This is a genomic window from Francisella frigiditurris, from assembly GCF_001880225.1.
In the GTDB taxonomy this organism is placed as follows: domain Bacteria; phylum Pseudomonadota; class Gammaproteobacteria; order Francisellales; family Francisellaceae; genus Francisella; species Francisella frigiditurris.
The window spans coordinates 1,691,544-1,711,312 of record NZ_CP009654.1; the positions used below are offsets into that span (position 1 = coordinate 1,691,544).

The window sequence follows — 19,769 nt, forward strand, 5'->3', positions numbered from 1 at the left end:
GGACAAATTATAAGTTAAAAGTGTTCTAAATAATATAAGCTTGAGCAGTATTTTAGTTATTATAAAAGCTAATAATATAGTAAAATGATATCTAGCATTTTTTATTAAAAAATATTTATATTTTAATTTATGATATACGATACAGTTTATGATGTTATAGTCGTTGGTGGTGGGCATGCTGGGGTTGAAGCCGCAGCTGCAGCAGCAAGGTTAAAAACTAAAACATTATTATTAACTCACAACTTAGATACTATTGGGCAGATGTCATGTAACCCTGCTATTGGTGGCATTGGTAAAGGCCATCTTGTAAAAGAAATTGATGCTTTAGGCGGTATCATGGCAAAAGCTATAGATATGGCTGGCATCCAATTCAGGATTTTAAACTCAAGAAAAGGTCCTGCTGTAAGAGCGACTAGAGCCCAAGCAGACCGTGTTTTATATAAAAAGGCCATTAATAAGCTTCTAACAGCACATAAAGATTTAGATCTTTTCCAAGATTCAGTTGATGATTTAATAGTTGAGAATAATACTGTAACAGGCGTTATTACAAAAACTGGAGTAACTTTCAGAGCTAAAAAAGTTATCTTAACAGTAGGAACATTCCTTGGTGGAAAAATTCATATTGGTCAAGTATCTCACGCTGGTGGCAGAGCTGGTGATAAACCATCAAATGCCCTAGCTAAAAGATTAAGATCATTACCATTTAGAGTCGATAGACTTAAAACTGGCACACCTCCTAGAATAGATATGAGAAGTGTAGATTTTAGTGTTATGGATGTCCAATATGGAGATAATCCAACTCCATATTTTTCATTTTTCTCAAAAGGCAAAATTGAACACCCTACTCAAATCCCTTGTCACATTACTTATACAAACACTACCACTCATGACATAATTACTAAAAATCTAAATAAGTCTGCTATGTATAGTGGCTTAATAGAAGGGATAGGTCCAAGATACTGCCCTTCTATTGAAGATAAAATTGTTAGATTTGCTGAAAAGGAAAGACATCAAGTTTTTGTTGAGCCCGAAGGTTTAGAAAGTATTGAACTTTATCCTAATGGCTTATCTACTAGCTTACCTTTTGAAGTACAAGTTGATTACATTAGATCTATCAAAGGTTTTGAGAAAGCTTTCATCATGAGACCTGGTTATGCTATTGAATATGATTTCTTTGATCCTAGAGATTTAAAACCAACGTTAGAGACAAAACATCTTAAGAATTTATATTTTGCTGGTCAAATAAACGGAACAACTGGATATGAGGAAGCAGCAGCACAAGGATTAATAGCTGGAATAAACGCTGGTCTTGGAATCAATTCTGATAGGACATGGTACCCTTCTCGTTCTGATGCTTACATTGGTGTTTTAATAGATGATCTTATAACAAAGGGAACTAAAGAACCTTACAGAATGTTTACTTCTCGTGCAGAGTATCGCCTCGTTTTAAGAGAGGATAATGCAGATTTAAGATTAAGTCCTATAGCAGTTGAATTAGGTCTACTATCTAAAGAAGATGAAGAATATTTTATAAATAAAAAAACTGCTATTGAGGCAAATATAATATCAATGCAGAATACATGGATAGGACCTCAAACTCAAAAAGCTAGAGACTTAGAAAGTTTCTTAGAGAAAGAAATGACTAGAGAAAGCACCCTGTTTGATTTATTAAAGAGACCAGAAATAGACTATCTAAAATTAAAAACAATTTCTGATCTAAACCTTAATTTAGAAGATGAAGATATAATAGAACAAATAGAAATATCTGCTAAATATTCTGGCTATATTGAGAGACAAAACAAAGATATTGCTAAACTTTCTTTATTAGAACAAAGGATAATTCCAGAAGAATTTGATTATAAACAAGTTAAAGGATTATCAAATGAGGTTCTACAAAAGCTTATAGAACAAAAACCAACAACTCTTGGTGAAGCATCCAGGATACCTGGAATAACTCCAGCAGCTATATCTCTTTTAACAATATATATGAAAAAAACTGGATTTATTAAATAAGGAATGCTCATGAAAAGTTTTACAAAAATAATTCTTTCAACTTTATTTATAACTTTGTTACTTAGTTCTTGTGCATCAAGACAAAAATATATTGATCAACAAGAATCTTGGATAGGTAAAACTATTACCGCCTATATGATAAAATTCGGTTACCCAAATAATATTTTGACTATTAATGATGAAGATAAAGCCTATGTTTATACAAAAATGATGATAAACCCAGAAGCTGGTAGATATGGTGGACCTACAGAAACTGCCATATTTATCCAAGCCCAAAAGCAACCAAACTTTGCTGATATGTACTCATTGAATTGTACTACTTGGGTGATTGTTGATGATAAAACAAATCTTATTAAAAATATTACATTTAGAGGAAACTATTGTGTTTCTACAGGGAAATAAAAAAGGCTAAATTATGAATATTAAACAAACATCCATATCTATAATTATTGGAATAATATCCAGTAGTATATGTTTTTCTTTTGGATTTTTCTCTAGCGTTTACACATATAATGGCTGGAGCTTTTTTCTTACTTATACAATACTGACTCTTATATTTTCATTACCTGTTAGTTTAACAACTATATTTCTAGAGAAAAAATACCCGACTATTACTACACATACTCAATTAACAAAAAAACTATCAAACACTTCAAAACTTACACCACTTAGTCTTCTCGTTACAGGAACTTTACTTATATTACTTTCAATTATACTTTTTGAAGTTTCGACTTATATATTAGACTTTTTTGATAATGTTCCTGCTATAGATAGACTTAGTGAATCTCCTATCGTGTATGATAATAATCTAATAATGTATTCCATTTTAGGCTTTATATTTTTAATTATTGCTTTACTTGCTATTTCTGCCGTTAGAGGAAAGTTTAATATTGATAAAATATTAGAAATCTTATCTCATACATCACTTTACTTACTTGTTATCTTAGTTTTATTAACAGTTAGAGTCCATAATTTTCATATTGGTGTAGAAAGCTTTTTTAATCTTTCTCCAGAGATAAGTTACAATTTCAAAAATATGTTAGCCATGGCTACTATTTATGCGATTCTTTCTAACTTTATATCAATAATTTTATACAAAACAATTATTGAAGTAAGAAGTAATGATCCTTGTCCTAACATTAAAAGCACTGCCATCAAAAGTGTAATTTATACTATTATTTTCTCTTTTGTATTATGTATGGTTACATACGCTTTAATCGGCAAAGACATATCATCTATTAACTTCTCAACAGATGCTCAGGCAATAAACATTTTCTCTGTAATTAAAGATAATAATCCTGGTCAATACTTAGTTCTTGAAGTTATTTATATAACTTTAAATCTAATAACTTTATTAGTTGGGATAAATTATCTAGTAAAAATAAGTAAAAATTCTACTTTTAGATTAGTCTCTCTTATAATACCCTTCGTTATGGCAATTGCTTTAGTTAATAGTGGAATATTCTTTCTAGATTTTTCTGATCTATTTATTCTTCATATAGTGATTTTCTATATATTCTTATTTGATATATTTGTAGTTGGCTGGCTCTATGATGCTCAAAGACTTAGTTATGAAATGATGAAAGAGGCAAATTTAAAAGTTTCTGCTTTCTTTAATATTTTTCTAAGAATCGTAATTCCTGCCATTTGTATATATATATTATTAGGATATATTTTTAACAATTTAAATTTATTAGCACAAATAGCAGTAACAATAATACTACTAGTTATATATATAGCTAAAGGATCATACTTTAAAAAAAGGTTTAATCAAAGAAGGTTTTAATAATGTTTTTTTCAAAAAAGAATAATCAAGATGAACTTAAAAAACTAGCAGCTAAAGAAGCAACTAAATACTTAACTCAAAATATAACTTTAGGAGTTGGTACAGGAAGTACTGTTAATTTTTTTATAGAAGAGTTAGCAAATCATAAAGATAAAATATCAACTGTTGTATCAAGCTCAGAGGGTTCTACAAAAAGATTAAAAGCTCTAGGTTTTGATGTGGTTGATCTAAACTATGCTGGCGAAATTGACTTATATATCGATGGCGCTGATGAGTGCAACAAGCATAAAGAGCTTATAAAAGGTGGCGGTGCCGCTTTAACTAGAGAAAAAATCTGTGTGGCTGCTAGCAAAAAATTCGTTTGCATTATAGATGAATCAAAACAAGTTGATTTTTTAGGCGAGTTTCCTCTACCTGTAGAAGTTATTCCTATGGCAAGAAGTTACGTAGCTAGGGAAATAGTTAAGCTTGGTGGTCAACCGGTTTATAGAGAACAAACAATAACAGATAATGGCAATATCATACTTGATGTATATAATTTAAAAATAAATAATCCTATAGAGTTAGAAACTAAGCTAAATCAAATAACAGGCGTGGTTACAAATGGTATATTTGCGATAAAACCTGCTGATACTGTTATAGTTGCTAAGAAAGATGGCAATATTTTAACTGTATAAAATATATGAAAGAAGTGCATAAAGAGTCAAAAATTATTTATTCTCGTTTAGATTACTCAAGAATCCAAGAAGTAGCTGAATTATTTGCGAACTTATTTATTCAAGAGGAATATCTTATAAAGAATAGTAAAGTTTCTTATGAAAATTATATTCTTGCGACTACAGTCAGAGCAAAACATGCAGCCACAACAGGTTTATCACTAGTAGCGATATGTGAGAATACAAATAAAGTAATAGGCTTCTGTATAAATATAGACCCATATTCAGAAATTAAAGTAGATAGAAGCTCATATGCGGACAAAGACCCTGCATTTGAAATAATAAATTCAGCTTTATCAGGTCTCTATGATGGAGTAAATCTTGAAGAAAAACCAGGAGTTAATTTTTCTATTTATGCGTTAGGAGTCGCTTCTGAATTTCAGAACAAAGGAATCGCTTCCAACCTATTTAAAATAAGTGAACAAGTTGCAATAGAAAATAGCTTTTCAGTCATTTTGACAGATGCAACAAGTCCTGGAACAAAGAAAATTGCTGAGAAATTAAAATATACAGCAATAAATGAAATCTCTTATAAAGACTATGTATTTAAAGGTAAAAAGCCTTTTGAAAATATAATAGATTATTACGGCCCTATTTTATTTAAGAAAGATCTATAACTTTTTTCTAAAGAGGAGAGGAACTAAAGCTAATATCCCTAAAATGCTTATAGCTAATATAAACTTAGTATCAATAAAATTATCGACATTACCTTTTAACACTGTTTTTTCTAAATGGGTTCCAAACCAAACATAAATAAAAGTTACCGGCACAATTCCAATTAAAGTAGTAAAAAGAAAAATAGTATTTTTAATTTTTAAAATTCCTGCCAAAATATTCGGAACAAAAAATGGTATTGGTAATAACCTTGATACAAAAAGTATTGTAATAGGATTATTTTCAACTAAAGATTTAAATTTAGAAACAATTCTATACTTAGGCTTACTAGAAACTTCTCCCCAGCTATACTTTATGAATAAGAAAGCCAACATAGCTCCTGTAGTTGCAGATATTAAACAGACTGTAAATCCTAACCATAAACCAAACAACAGCCCCGCTATCATCTTTAAAATTGGTTTAATAGGTATAGAGAAAAATACTGTTGCAATATAGATACTAGCAAATATAAGAGCGCTAAAAATATAATTAGCTTTCACATAAACATCTATATGCTTATAAGTGTTACCTAAGTTTTCTAATGAAAAATACTTTGATCCATTTAAAATAAAAAATAGAATTAAGCCTGAAAGCAAAAATATAATAATAGAAATTCTTCTTATGAAAGATTGTGAAAGTAATTTTTTATACACAATTTAAAGAAATATTTTAGAAAATTAGAATTTATTAAAATATGAAATTAAGCTAAAGCTGCTTTTGCTTGAGCAACTACTGCTGCAAATGCATCTTTATTATATACAGCTAATTCAGCTAAAGCTTTTCTGTCTAGCTCTACACCAGCTTTATTTAGGCCATTAATTAATTGGCTATAGCTAATATCATGTTGTCTAGCTGCTGCATTGATACGAACAATCCAAAGAGCTCTGAATGTTCTCTTTTTGTTTTTACGGTCTCTATAAGCATATTGACCTGCTTTTATAACTGCTTGTTTAGCTACTCTATATACTCTTGAACGAGCTCCGTAGTAGCCTCTAGCTTGTTTTAAAACTTTCTTATGGCGAGCGCGTGCTGTTACACCTCTTTTAACTCTTGACATAAACTTTCTCCACTTTAAAAATTGATAATTTTACAAACCTTACTTACGCATATGGCATTTGTTGAACTAAGCTTGCAGTATCAACCTTAGCTACTTGATTCATACCTCTTAAATGACGTTTTCTTTTAGTTGTCATCTTTGTATTGATATGAGCACGGTTTGCACAACGGTGTTTGAAACCACCTGTACCAGTTTTTTTAAAGCGTTTAGCCGCACCACTTTTTGTTTTTAACTTAGGCATATTAAATACTCCGCATTTAAATTATTTTAAACATTTTTACTACTTATTTTTTCTTTGGTCCAAGAACCATCATCATTTGGCGACCTTCCATTTTCGGTTGGTGTTCCACTACACCTAATTCAGCTGCATCGCCTGCCATACGCTGAAGCATTTCCATACCCAGCTCTTTATGTGACATTTCTCTACCTCTGAATCTTAGCGTAACTTTTACTTTATCGCCTTTTTCTAGGAATTTTAGCAGGTTGCGTAGTTTTACCTGGTAATCCCCGACATCAGTCACAGGTCTTAGTTTAATTTCTTTGACCTGTGTCTGCTTTTGGTTTTTCTTAGCATGGTTCTTTTTCTTACCTTGTTCAAATAAGAATTTACCATAGTCCATCAAACGGCAAACTGGTGGATTTGATCCAGCTACCATTTCAACCAAATCAACTTCAGCCTGTTCAGCTAAAGCTAATGCTTCATTAATGGAAACAATACCTATTTGTTGTCCATCAACACCTACTAAGCGCACCTCTTTTGCTTTTATCTGATCATTTATCGGTGCTTTCTTATCTGCTGTTTTAATAACCTATTTCCTCCGAAATAATTAAATCTTATCGCTTATCTGCTTTTTCATAATGTCACAAAAATCCTCAAGTCTAAATTGACCCAGGTCGGACCCATCATGTTTCCTAGCAGTTACAACCCTTTGCTCTTGCTCATTTTTACCAACGATAATAAAGTAAGGCACACGCGCAAGAGTATGCTCACGTATTTTAAACCCTATCTTCTCATTTCTCAAGTCCAATTTAGCTCTTACGCCACTTTTCTTAATAGCGTCTTGAATCTCTTGACAATATTCATCTTGCTGATTACTAATTCCCATAACAACTACCTGCGTAGGACACAACCATAAAGGTAAATTTCCAGCATAGTGTTCAATAAGCATACCTATGAACCTTTCCAAAGATCCAACAATAGCTCTATGTAACATTACAGGAACTTTTTTATTACTATTTTCATCTATATAAGTTGCACCAAGCCTTTGCGGCATAGAAAAGTCAACCTGAATAGTTCCACACTGCCAACTTCTACCAATCGCATCTTTTAAATGAAATTCAATCTTAGGACCATAGAACGCACCCTCCCCAGGAAGTAGGCTAAACTCTATTCCTTTATTTTTTAGAGCATTTTGTAAAGTATTTTCAGCTTTATCCCATACATCATCTGAACCAATCCTCTGATCTGGCCTTAAAGCTATCTTCACTTCAAAGCTATTAAAACCAAAATCTTTATACACTTCAAAACACTGCTCTACCATTAAGCCAACTTCTGACTCAACTTGATCTTCAGTACAGAAAATATGACCATCATCTTGAGTAAAGCTTCTAACTCTTAGTAACCCATGTAAAGATCCAGAAGGTTCATTTCTATGAACTATCCCAAATTCAGCCATCCTGATTGGTAAATCTCTATAACTGTGTAACTTTGTATTATAAACCTGCACACAAGTTGGGCAATTCATTGGTCTTATTGCAAAGTCTTTATTTTCTGAATGTGTTGCAAACATGTTTTCTGCATATTTAGAGGCATGGCCAGACTTTTCCCATAAAGTAAAATCTGCGATAAGTGGCGTACGAATTTCCTCACAACCAAATTTACGGTTTGAGCTTCTCATATAGTCTTCTACTTCACGCCAAATTGTGACACCATTGTTATGCCAAAATGGAATTCCTGGAGACTCTTCTTGAAAGTGGAATAAATCTAATACTTTACCAATTTTTCTATGATCTCTTTTTTCAGCTTCTTCTAATAATTTTAGATAATCATCAAGATCTTCTTTACTCGCCCAACAAGTACCATATACTCTAGTTAGCATCTCATTATTAGAGTCACCTCTCCAATATGCTCCTGCTACTCTCATTAGCTTAAAAGCTTTAAGTATAGAAGTATTTGGAATATGTGGACCTCTACATAAATCTGCAAAAGTATCTTGCTCATAAATTTTTACAGTTTCATTATCTGGAATACTATTAACAAGCTCAACCTTGTAAGCTTCATTTCTAGCTTTAAAGAACTCTATAGCTTCTTCTTTTGAAACAACCTTATAGCTTACTGAATGATTAGCCTTTGCTATAGCTTTCATTTTATTTTCTATAGTGGCTAAGTCAGATTCACTTAATGGATTCTCTAAAGAAAAATCATAATAGAAACCATTTTCAATAACCGGTCCAATTGCTACTTTAGCATTTGGATGTAAATCTTTAACAGCATGCGCTAATAAGTGTGCACAAGAGTGTCTTAAAATCTCTAGACCTTCAGGGTCTTTCAAAGTCAATAATCTCAATGATGCATCTGAATTTATAGTATCTTTAGCATCTACAAGCTTATCATTTATATAAGCACCAACTGTAACTTTTGCTAATCCTGGCGATATTGATTTAGCAATTTGTAATGAATTAACGCCTTTCTCAAATTCTTTTTTAGCACCATCTGGGAATGTAATAGTGATCATCTTTTTCGTCTAATTTAGTCAATTTATTATGCTTTGACTAATTATATTCTATAGCCTTGATTATGTAAAACACTTATATCTTTATGCTATAATCAACTTTATATGACTTTTATAAATATTCCATTAACAAGAGGCTAATAAAATGGCAAATCATCATAAATTAATAATTCTAGGATCAGGCCCTGCTGGCTATACTGCTGCGATCTATGCGGCTCGTGCAAATCTTAATCCAGTAATCATAACAGGTATGCAACCTGGTGGTCAGCTAACAACCACAACAGATGTTGATAACTGGCCAGGAGAAGCTGATGGAATCATGGGACCAGAGCTTATGGAGAAGCTCCAAAAACAAGCTGAAAGATTTAATACTCAAATAGTTTATGACTCTATCAACTCTGTTAAACTACAAGAAAGACCATTCAAATTAGTTGGTGAAGTAGAAGAGTATACATGTGATGCTCTTATTATCTCTACAGGAGCTTCTGCAAAATATTTAGGTTTACCATCGGAAGAAAAATTCATGGGCAAAGGTGTATCAGCTTGCGCTACTTGTGATGGCTTTTTCTATAAAGGGAAAGATGTAGCTGTAATCGGTGGTGGAAACACAGCTGTTGAAGAAGCTTTATTCTTATCAAATATTGCAAAAACAGTTACTTTAATACACCGTAGAGATTCTTTAAGATCTGAAAAAATCCTTATTGATAAACTTCTATCTAAAGCTGAAACAGGAAATATAAATATCATCTGGGATACTACTTTAGAAGAAATACTTGGTACAGACATGGGTGTTAACTCAATAAGAGTGAAAAATGTTAAAACAAATAGTGAACAAACTATTAATGTAGAAGGCGTATTTATAGCTATTGGACATACTCCAAATACAGCTATCTTTAATGACCAATTAGAAATGAAAAATGGTTACCTAAAAGTAAAATCAGGTCTTGAAGGTGATGCTACTCAAACTAATATCAAAGGTGTATTTGCAGCTGGCGATGTAGCTGACCATGTTTACAAACAAGCTGTAACTTCTGCTGGCACAGGTTGCATGGCTGCACTAGATGCTGAGAAGTATTTGGATGGGTTATAATCTATAAGAACAATTTCACATTTTAATTTATTTGTAAATTTTCTACTTGAGCTATTTCTTGCAATGTTACGTCTGGATTATTTCTAGCCATGCTCAGAAAAAGTTCAGGATCTTTAAGAATCAAATGTATGAATGTACCTTTAATCAATTTATTATTTTTATGTCCAATGTCCTTTCTAATTTCTAAAAAAACTCTTCCATTAGAAACATACTCCTAGCGTCGTTATTCCCTTTCTTTAAATGTCCTATCCAATCAATATATTTCAATAGCACATCTTGACCTCCCCAAAGAATTACCTTCTTCTGCCATTGTCGAAGGAAATCAACAAGATTATGATTCTTTTTACTATCATAAAATACTTTAAAGAACTCACACAAAAACTCATCATATATTTGCGTCTTCTTTTCTCTATAGTGCGCTTCAATATCTTTTTTACGCTCGAAATATTTACCTAATACAACTGTTAAAGTTGCTGCTATCACAGTTGTAGCTGCAGTTAGCAAACTAATTGAAACTCTAGGATCTAAAAGCTTAAATTGATTCCAAACAAGAGAAACAACCCAGTACCCCCCATACTATTACTCCAAGTAAAATAAAGCCAAAAATAGTCGATATAAATTTTTTCAAAACAACTCCCTAACGCCAATAACAATATAATAAATAATAAGCTATATCATAATGATATCAAATAAACTAATCATACTTATGTTACATAACTTATATCGCACATCAGCGACAAGTAGCTTCAAAACAAATGATTAGAAAATAAAACTGTTTGAGCGTAGAGAGTTTTTTATTTTCCATTTGTTTTAAACTACGATAGCTAGTGCTAGGCAGTTTTGCATACTTTTTCTGCCATGAAAAAAGTATGTCGCTAAAGCTTACGTAGTAAGTAGAGAAAACTTATAAAGCTAAAAAACATTAAAGCCTATCTTCCTCTCAAAAAGAAACTATCCAACTGACTAAAAGATAGCTTCACCCAAGTTGGTCTACCATGATTACATTGACCAGCATTTTCAACAGTTTCCATTTGTCTTAGCAGATGATTCATCTCTTCTATATTAAGCTTATCATTTGCTCTAACAGCTGCATGGCAAGATACTGTTGCTAGTATATGGTTTAGATAAAATTCTGTGCTTTTAGTTTTTCCAGATGTCATTAGCTCCGTTGCTGTATTTGAGATGAGATCCTGAATATCTTTATTTTTAACAAACATTGGTGTAGACCTAATTAAAATCGCATCATCTGACACAATTGAAATATCAAAACCAAGATCTTCAAATACATTGATATTTTCATCTATTGCAGCAACTTGGTAGCTTGATAAAACTAAAGTCAGTGGCACTAATAGATTTTGCTTAAACTTATCATCCTTTTCATGCCATGACTTTTTCATCTCTTCATATAGCACTCTCTCATGTGCAGCATGCATATCAACTAAAACCACACCATCCTCAACTTGAGAGAGTATATAAATACCATGTATCTGACAAATTGCCCGACCTAAAGGAGTTTTACTTTTCTCAAAATCAACTTTTGTTGAAGTTTTTTGATAATCTCGTCTTTCGAGAAGATTAGAAAATGACTGTTCTTTTACTCTAGAATGTTCTGGAATATCTAGAGTTAGATTTCCAATATTTAGAGGATTATTATCATTTGAAACTTTTTTCTCAATAACAGTATCTTCCTGCCCCTCTTCCGAAAGAGTATTTTGAGAAAGTATTTTATTAATTTTTCCAAATAGAAAATCATAAACAAATTTCTGATTTCTAAATCTAACCTCACTTTTAGCTGGATGCACATTCACATCAACATCAGAATAATCAATATTAAAATACAGTAGAAAAGCTGGATATCTATTACCGTACATCACATCTTTATATGCACTTTTTATCGCATGAGAAACTAGCTTGTCCTTTATGATACGACCATTTATGTAGAAACTTTGCATATCAGGCCTTGCTCTATTGTATCTTGGAGATGCTATCCAACCCCACAAAGTCACACCTGCTACAGTTTCATTTATAAAAATAGCATTTTCAATAAAGTCTTTATTATATAACTCTAAAACTCTGTCATACTTTGCCTGCATCTGATCCGCAATAGCAAAGTTATTAATCTCTTTCTTATTATGAATTAGTTTAAATCCAATATTGAAATAGCATAAGATATATTTTTTTATCAGCTCAAGAGTATGTAAATATTCCGTATTATCTTTTTTCAGAAACTTTCTACGTGCTGGAGTATTATAGAAAAGCTCTGCAACTTCTATTGTTGTGCCATTTATATGAGCAGCTGGGAACACTTCTAGGTTTTCATTATCTATCTGCCAAGCATGTTCATCATCAACAAACTTCGAGATTATTTTAACCTTAGCAACAGATGCTATACTCGCTAATGCCTCACCTCTAAAACCCATACTCGCTACAGATTCAAGCTCATCTAGATCATATATCTTACTGGTAGCATGAGCCATAAGAGTCAATGGAAGATCATTTTTAGCTATACCAGAGCCATTATCTCTAATTTTAATAAAAGATTTACCACCATCTTCTATCTCTATAAGAATTTCTGTAGCTCCTGAATCTATAGCATTTTCAACCAATTCCTTAACTACTGAAGATGGCCTTTCGATTACTTCACCAGCAGCTATTTGATTTGCTAAAGTTTCAGAAAGTACTTTAATTTGACGATAATTATTCATCAATGAGTTATTTATTTTTTATAGATTTATAGAACGATTTTAGCAAGGATTCTTAACAAAATCTCTACCCGAGCATTCGTCAAACAATTTTTGATCAACTATTTCTTTATTTTTATTTTGATATGGGTAAACATTTTTCTTAGTTAGACCACACATTTTCTTGATTTTAACTGCTTCTTCTTCAGATAATCTTTCCCAATACTCAGTTCTACCAAGCCAGCCCATATATGCTCTAACATAAAGTTTATTACCATTCTCTATTGTTTGTGCTTTTAAGTGATAGTATTGACCATCATAAGGATTTAATACAGCTCCCTGATCATACACAGGTCCTTGGGGACCTGGTGCACACTCTTCAGCTTCTTTAGCATTCCAAGCAAACTCTAGACCCTGATACCTTTCTGTACCACTTGAGTAATCATACTCATTACCATAAGCACTACCTTTACCACAATTTTCACAATAAATCATAGGAGGCATTACTTTACCCTTTTCTACAACAGATAAAGGAACAAACATTTGAGCATTTTCTTTTCCATCAGCATTTTTATATATATGAATAATAGAAAGATTTTTACCAGTCTTTTGGTCTTTTTGCATCCAATAACCATCTGCCAAGAACTTATCATCAAATGCAAAAGATGAAGAAAAACCTAGTAGCAAAATTACACACGATATTTTTTTTAACATATTCATCATGTTTTAAAACTACCTTAGATCTAAGTATATAAATAAAAAATATGAAAGAAATAAAAAAATAAGATTAAACAGGCTTTTTAACATCAAAAGGATAGTTTGTACACTTCTTATATAAGTCGTTATTTTTGATGCTTCCATCTTTTGCTTGATATGGATATACACCATCATCTGTTAAGCCACATTCTTTCTTAACTTTTTCATATGTAGCTTCATCAATTCTCTTCCAATGAGCATCTTTACCGACAGAGTACCAACCACTTCCTTTATAAGCTCTAGCAAATAAAGTCTCTCCGCCATCTACTGGTTGAGCTTTGGAGTTGTAAGTTTTACCATCATTAGGATTTAAAACTCCACCTTTATCATACTCGAATCCTTTACCAGCTCCGTCTGTACCTGGTTGTTTCTGCATATTACCCGCGAAAGTAAGCCCTTGAACTAAATTATCACTTGGACTTGTATAGTCATAACTAAAGCCATTTATAGAACCTTTACCGCAAACATCGCAATGAATCATTGGTGCACCTGGTTGGCCAGTTTTATTATTAACTTGCATTAATGGAACAACTATCTTCATTTCTAAAGTACCATTTTTAGCGAAGTATGCTTGAATAATTCCTTCAGCCATACCTTTTCCAGCATCATTATCTTCATCATACTGAACCCAATATCCAACTGGAGATAATGGATCATCAGATTGAACATCCGCTGCATAAACAGCTGTTGAAGAAACACCGAATATTGCTAACAATGATAGTAATTTTATTTTTTTCATTAATAAATACCCCTTTAGTTTATTATTAAAATAATCGTAAACAAAATTCATAGTAGCAAAGCTTATCAAGCAATTCAAATTTCAACTACGGTTTTTAATATAAGTTTTATTTATAAAATATATCATTCAAAGTGATATACTTTTTTATAAACATCTTTTTAGCAAATACTAAATGCTTAAAAAACAAGGCAAAATAATCACCAATTTTGGCGAGCGAATCTCTGTAAAACTAGATAATGGTGAAATGGTAGACTGCTCAATGAGAAGCCAGTTTAAAGGAGACCTAACCGTTGGTGATAATGTAGAAATAGACTTTATCGAAAACACCACTCCTGTAATAAGTAAATTACTGCCAAGGAAAAATCTTATCTCTCGACCAAATCAGTACCAAAGAAAAAATAAAAATATTGCGGCAAATGTAGATCAAGCTATTATTTTAATAACTCACAATCCTGCCCCTATAGAGCACTATATTGATAGATATCTCGCAGCCCTACACAAAGCAGATATTGATCCTATTATAGTTGTTAACAAAATAGATGAACAAGGATCTGAAGATAAATTAAAAATGGATAGCCTTACAGATATATATAAAAATATTGGATATCCTATTTACTATATTTCTGCTCTACTTAAAACAAATATATCTAGTTTTGTAGAAAATGCTTTAGAAAATAAAACTTCTATTTTTCTAGGTCAATCAGGTGTTGGCAAATCTGAAACACTAAATGCAGTAATTGGAAGAAATATAGCTGAAACTAATGAAGTTTCAAACTCAAATAAAAAAGGAAAGCATACTACCACTTGCTCTACACTTTATGAAATTGATGGGAACACAAACATTATAGACTCTCCAGGAATTAGAGAATTTGGACTATGGAACATTACCAAAGATGATCTTTTTGATGGTTTCTTAGAATTCAAAAAACTTAAAGGTATGTGTAAATTTAGAAACTGTCCTCATGAAGGGAACTCTCTTGGATGTGAAATAGTAAGAAAAGTTAAAGAAGGAGATATTTCTCCATTAAGATATAGAAATTACCACCGAATTTTAAAAGAAATCAACTAATTACATCTTCTCTGGTATTGATATACCAAGCATATTTAATGTTAATGTCATAGCCTTCAACGTTGCTACTGACATAGCTATTCTTGAACTCTTAATTTCTTCATCTTCTTCAGCTAGAATTGGGCAATTTACATAAAATTTACTAAAAGTATTTGCCAAACTGTATGCATATTCACATAAATGATGTGGCTCTGACTTCTCATATGTTCTAGCCACAGCTAAAGGAAACTGAATAAGTTGTAATTGTAGTTTTTCTTCATGCTCGTTAGTTGCTGATAAAATATCAAAATTATTAACCAATGCATTCAAATCAAAACTCTCTCCAAACAACTTTCTAATGATAGATTTAACCCTTACTGCTGTATATAGTAAGTAAGGACCAGTTTTACCTTCATATTTAGAGAATTTATCTAAGTCAAAAACATAATCAGATGTATATGTATTTACAAGATCTCCAAATTTTATTGTTGCCATAGCTATTTGATTAACTAAAGCTTCGTCATAATTTTCATCCTGCATTCTTTCTCTAGCTCTAGATTTTGCCTGCTCAATAAGATCCTTAAGGTGCATTACTCCACCCTCTCTTGTTTTGAAGGGCTTACCATCCTTTCCATTAACTGTGCCAAAAGCCACATGCTTTAATTCACAACCTTCATTAACGATCCCAGCTCTTTTTGCAACAGCGAAAACTTGTTTAAAATGTAAAGATTGTCTTTTATCAACAACATACACTATTTTATCTGGATTAAAATCTTTCTGTCTTTGCCATAATGTTGCCAAATCAGTGGTTCCATACATTATTGCGCCATCACTTTTAATTACTATCAAAGGAGGAATATCTTCTTGCCCAGTATCAACTATCCATGCCCCATCATCTTCATATATAAGACCTTTATTTTTTAAGAAAGATACTACTTCTGAAACATATTTATTAGAATCACTCTCTCCTAACCATAAATCAAAAGTCACTCCTAACCCAGCGAAATCATTTTTTACAGCTTGAACTGACACATCAACAAAATGTTGCCATAAAGCTCTATAACCTTTTCTGCCTTGTTGCAACTCATATGTGGCTTGTCGAGCTTTTTCCATTTCGTCTTTATCAGACTTACATCTTTTTGAAGCTTTAGGATAAATTTCTGCTAATTCAGATACAGTAACTGGTGAGTCTTTAGGATATTCACCATCATAACTTTCATTAAAATATATTAAATCTGGCGACTTCAGTTTTATCTCCTCGATAAGCATACCCATTTGGGTACCCCAATCTCCAAGGTGAACATCAGAAACAACCTCATCTCCACAAAACTTATATAATCTCTGTAGGCAATCTCCTATTAAAGTAGATCTAATATGTCCAACATGCATAGGCTTAGCCACATTTGGCCCACCAAAATCTAATACTATTTTTTTAGGCTGCATATCTTTAGAATAACCAAACTTATTAGCCTTATTAAAACTTGTAGATAATTTAGCTAAAAATTCTGGAGCTAAAGTCATATTTATAAATCCTGGATTAGCTACAACCATTTCTAAAAAAATATCTTTATCTTCAATATTATCAATTATTTCTTGAGCTATAATGTTCGGTGCTTTTTTTGCAAATTTAGCTAAAGGCATAGCAGCATTACATTGAAAATGCCCAACACCTTCTCTTGTTGATACGACAGCTTTTGCCAATGTTGAATTATAACCAAGCTTTTCAAAAGATTCTTTCAAAATTTCAGATAAATATGTTTCTATATTCATAACAATATTAATTAACCGCCTCTTCATAAATACGAATTTAATGTAGCTGTGGAATTCTACAATAAATGAAGATATAATAGCATGGCTTAATTTTAAATAGAATCAGTAAAAAAGGGAAATACTAAGGTTCATGAAGGGGAATATCAAGAGAATATTATTTGCTTTTCTAGGCACTATATTATTTAGTCAGTCTAGCCAAGCAGCTCGTATCATGAACGAAAACCCTGCAAAAGAAGATTGGCAATGTAAGATTGTCGACGGCGATTGGAACTGCGAAAGAGAAGTAGAACCAACAAACGTATTTTCAAAAGATATTACCGATGAAGAGAGAGAGGAGGCCTTAGCCAAAGATCTTGTCTGGATGAAAAACTCATCTTTGAGAACTGGTGGACAATATTATAATGACACTACTTTCACAGCCCCTCTTTGTAAAAGTGGCAAAACTAAACTAAGTTATGATAAAGCAGAGTTTGACACTGATGGAACTCTTATAGCCTCAGGAAATGTTGAGGTTTTTCAATGTGATCAAGAAATTTATGGTCAAAATGCTATCGTAAACTTTAATCAAGATAAATCTGCTATTGAATCATTAGTTATAGCTGGTGATGTCATAGCAAAGCAACCATCTTCAGGTATTGTAATAAGAACAGAAGATATGTCAACCAACCTTGAAGATGATACAGCAATTGCTGGAGAAACCTATTTTAGATTCTTTAAAAAAGAACCGAAAACTGATATCTATAGTAAAAATAACTTCACTGGACATATAAGAGGATACGCAAGTACATTCAGACGACTAAATGATAAAGATATAAACATGACCGATGGATATATAACATCAGACAGTCCTTTAGATAATACTTGGAAATTAAGTGCCAAATCTATTGATATGGATACCAAAGAAAATATGGCATATATGAAAGATGGATGGTTTAAGATAAAAGATATACCAGTAATGTATGTTCCTTATTTCTCATATCCTACAGATGATAAAAGAAGAAGTGGCTTCCTAACACCAGGCTTTGTACAAAATGACAACTCTGGATTTGGAGTTAGTATTCCATACTACTTTAACCTTGCTCCAAACTATGATCTATTATTTGAGCAAGTTTTATGGTCTCAAAGAGGCCCTATGGAAAATGCTACCTTTAGATACATGAATGAATATTTTAAGACTCAATTTGAAGGCTCTCTAGTTCCATACGACTTTAAGAGCAATGCGACTCGAGGAGCTTTTACATTTAATGGATCTGGTGGATATAATAATATACAAATGAGCTATAACTACGATTATGTAAGTGATAGTCAATTTTATAATGATTTCTCAGCTGGTAATATAAATTTAGTGACTAAAACACTTTTAGATAGAGAGTTTAACCTTTCTTACACAAATGAAATTATTGATACAAAACTACAATTTTTAGATTATGGTTTAGTTGATCAAACAATGTTTTTAGCCAATACACCATATGGAAAACTTCCGGACTTTAACTTTAATATAGATGTTTCAAAATACCTACCTGATTATTTACAGTTCTCAGTTAAAACACAAAATACTTATTTTTATAAAAGAGAAGCTCCCATCTTAGGAACAGGAACTCCAGATGGTTCAATGGTAAATGCCTTCAGAAGTTACGACTCTCCTAAGCTTGCTCTAGATTTAGCAGACACATGGGGTTATTTTACTCCATCATTGGAAGTTCCAATAAGATATTATCAACTTCAGAATCATACAAATGATATAGTTAAATTTAATCAAAATAATGCTACAAGTGTCATCCCAATATTTAATATAGATGCCGGTGCTTATTTTGACAAAGAGTTTACCACAGGCAAAGGAGCTTATACAGCCACTTTACTTCCTAGACTATTTTACACCTACATACCTTACCAAGATCAAACAGATCTTCCTCTATTTGATACAAACTTTACAAATGAACAGTATATGCAGATGTTCCAAGTAAATAGATTTGTTGGTGGTGATAGAATTAACAATGCTAATCAGTTAACTTATGCACTAGAACATACAATAACTAATCAAGAAGATGGATCAACGCTACTATCTGCAAAAATAGGTCAACAAATATTTTTTGCAGACAGATTAGTTGGGCTAACACAAGGGAATCAAGCACCTAACGTTAATAGACTGCTTCCTTTCTACAACTCAACATTCTCTCCTATAATGGGAAGCTTCTCATATCAGGTATTACAAAATATATATGCTTCAGCTGATATAAACTATAGAGTTGAAACTGGTAACGTTGAATATCAAGTCTATCAATTACAATATAAAAGTGAAAACAACAATATTTTTAATATTTCATACAATAATATAGCTTATAACTGGGCAGGCATGACTATGCAACAGATAATAAATGGTGTTGCGCCTAAGCCTCAACAAACTATTACAGCCTCTGCTATACTTAAGCTTACCGATAGCTGGGCTATAGCAGCTTTAGCAAACTATGACTTTATTCAGCAATCTATAACAAATACCTTCGTAGGTTTGCAATATGATGCAAACTCTTGGGCAATTCGAGGATTAATTCAAAGATCTGCTTATACAAGTAATAACCCTAATGACCCACAAAAAGTTGGTGCGTTAAATAATACTTATGTGCTAGAACTTGAACTCAAAGGTCTTGGAGGCGTTTATGGAGCGAATGGACTTGCGCAAAGATTAAGCCAAATAAATGGTTATACAGCTGGACAGTGGGGAGTTTAATA

General features: G+C 32.1%; 19 protein-coding genes. 8 read left to right on the top strand and 11 right to left on the bottom strand.

What is annotated here, in order from left to right; all coding sequences use genetic code 11:
* Positions 1-129 precede the first annotated feature (129 nt).
* From mnmG to KX01_RS08495, 5 genes are read left to right on the top strand one after another with little or no spacing between them, the layout of a single operon-like run.
* Positions 130-2,013 (top strand): tRNA uridine-5-carboxymethylaminomethyl(34) synthesis enzyme MnmG, encoded by a 1,884-nt coding sequence (mnmG, locus tag KX01_RS08475; protein ID WP_071664570.1) that lies wholly within the window; start codon positions 130-132, stop codon positions 2,011-2,013.
* A gap of 9 nt (positions 2,014-2,022) precedes the next feature.
* Positions 2,023-2,415, top strand: coding sequence for a hypothetical protein (locus KX01_RS08480; protein ID WP_083578925.1), 393 nt, complete (start codon positions 2,023-2,025; stop codon positions 2,413-2,415).
* Between the two features lie 13 nt (positions 2,416-2,428).
* On the top strand, positions 2,429-3,799 hold the full coding sequence (locus KX01_RS08485; RefSeq protein ID WP_071664572.1) for a hypothetical protein: 1,371 nt from the start codon (positions 2,429-2,431) through the stop codon (positions 3,797-3,799).
* Between the two features lie 2 nt (positions 3,800-3,801).
* The gene (gene rpiA / locus KX01_RS08490; RefSeq protein ID WP_071664573.1) at positions 3,802-4,476 is read left to right on the top strand and encodes a ribose-5-phosphate isomerase RpiA; all 675 of its coding nucleotides are present in this window, start codon (positions 3,802-3,804) and stop codon (positions 4,474-4,476) included.
* Positions 4,477-4,481: 5 nt separating this feature from the next.
* Positions 4,482-5,132 (top strand): GNAT family N-acetyltransferase, encoded by a 651-nt coding sequence (locus KX01_RS08495; RefSeq protein ID WP_071664574.1) that lies wholly within the window; start codon positions 4,482-4,484, stop codon positions 5,130-5,132.
* Here the strand turns inward: KX01_RS08495 and KX01_RS08500 are convergent.
* From KX01_RS08500 to thrS, 5 genes are read right to left on the bottom strand one after another with little or no spacing between them, the layout of a single operon-like run.
* Positions 5,127-5,822, bottom strand: a complete 696-nt coding sequence (locus KX01_RS08500) for a TVP38/TMEM64 family protein (protein WP_408606604.1) — start codon at positions 5,820-5,822, stop codon at positions 5,127-5,129. The genes KX01_RS08495 and KX01_RS08500 overlap by 6 nt on opposite strands.
* Before the next feature lie 47 nt (positions 5,823-5,869).
* Complete coding sequence (rplT, locus tag KX01_RS08505) at positions 5,870-6,226, bottom strand: 50S ribosomal protein L20 (protein WP_071664575.1); 357 nt, start codon at positions 6,224-6,226, stop codon at positions 5,870-5,872.
* A gap of 43 nt (positions 6,227-6,269) precedes the next feature.
* On the bottom strand, positions 6,270-6,467 hold the full coding sequence (gene rpmI / locus KX01_RS08510; RefSeq protein WP_071664576.1) for a 50S ribosomal protein L35: 198 nt from the start codon (positions 6,465-6,467) through the stop codon (positions 6,270-6,272).
* Positions 6,468-6,510: 43 nt separating this feature from the next.
* Complete coding sequence (gene infC / locus KX01_RS08515; protein WP_071664577.1) at positions 6,511-7,032, bottom strand: translation initiation factor IF-3; 522 nt, start codon at positions 7,030-7,032, stop codon at positions 6,511-6,513.
* Between the two features lie 21 nt (positions 7,033-7,053).
* Positions 7,054-8,961, bottom strand: a complete 1,908-nt coding sequence (gene thrS / locus KX01_RS08520) for a threonine--tRNA ligase (RefSeq protein WP_071664578.1) — start codon at positions 8,959-8,961, stop codon at positions 7,054-7,056.
* A gap of 142 nt (positions 8,962-9,103) precedes the next feature.
* Here thrS and trxB point away from each other — a divergent pair, with 142 nt between their 5' ends.
* Entirely contained in the window at positions 9,104-10,048 is a 945-nt protein-coding gene (trxB, locus tag KX01_RS08525; RefSeq protein WP_071664579.1) for a thioredoxin-disulfide reductase, read from the top strand.
* Between the two features lie 22 nt (positions 10,049-10,070).
* Here trxB and KX01_RS09585 read toward each other — a convergent pair whose 3' ends face one another.
* From KX01_RS09585 to KX01_RS08545, 5 genes are all read right to left on the bottom strand, one after another.
* Positions 10,071-10,196, bottom strand: coding sequence for a hypothetical protein (locus tag KX01_RS09585; RefSeq protein ID WP_269556701.1), 126 nt, complete (start codon positions 10,194-10,196; stop codon positions 10,071-10,073).
* Positions 10,197-10,231: 35 nt separating this feature from the next.
* On the bottom strand, positions 10,232-10,552 hold the full coding sequence (locus tag KX01_RS08530) for a hypothetical protein (RefSeq protein WP_071664580.1): 321 nt from the start codon (positions 10,550-10,552) through the stop codon (positions 10,232-10,234).
* Positions 10,553-10,977: 425 nt separating this feature from the next.
* On the bottom strand, positions 10,978-12,753 hold the full coding sequence (mutL, locus tag KX01_RS08535) for a DNA mismatch repair endonuclease MutL (RefSeq protein ID WP_071664581.1): 1,776 nt from the start codon (positions 12,751-12,753) through the stop codon (positions 10,978-10,980).
* 39 nt (positions 12,754-12,792) lie between these two features.
* Entirely contained in the window at positions 12,793-13,443 is a 651-nt protein-coding gene (locus tag KX01_RS08540) for a DUF2147 domain-containing protein (RefSeq protein ID WP_071664796.1), read from the bottom strand.
* A 73-nt stretch (positions 13,444-13,516) separates the two neighbouring features.
* Positions 13,517-14,224 carry a DUF2147 domain-containing protein gene (locus tag KX01_RS08545; RefSeq protein ID WP_071664582.1) on the bottom strand — a complete coding sequence of 236 codons (708 nt, stop codon included), beginning with the start codon at positions 14,222-14,224 and terminating at the stop codon, positions 13,517-13,519.
* Between the two features lie 172 nt (positions 14,225-14,396).
* Between KX01_RS08545 and rsgA the strand changes: the two genes are divergently transcribed.
* Positions 14,397-15,293, top strand: coding sequence for a ribosome small subunit-dependent GTPase A (gene rsgA / locus KX01_RS08550; protein ID WP_071664583.1), 897 nt, complete (start codon positions 14,397-14,399; stop codon positions 15,291-15,293).
* Here the strand turns inward: rsgA and argS are convergent, their stop codons facing one another.
* A complete protein-coding gene (argS, locus tag KX01_RS08555) occupies positions 15,294-17,042 on the bottom strand; it encodes an arginine--tRNA ligase (RefSeq protein ID WP_071664584.1) in 1,749 nt (582 codons plus the stop codon).
* 130 nt (positions 17,043-17,172) lie between these two features.
* Here argS and KX01_RS08560 point away from each other — a divergent pair, with 130 nt between their 5' ends.
* Positions 17,173-19,767 carry an LPS-assembly protein LptD gene (locus tag KX01_RS08560; RefSeq protein ID WP_071664585.1) on the top strand — a complete coding sequence of 865 codons (2,595 nt, stop codon included), beginning with the start codon at positions 17,173-17,175 and terminating at the stop codon, positions 19,765-19,767.
* Positions 19,768-19,769: the final 2 nt, after the last annotated feature.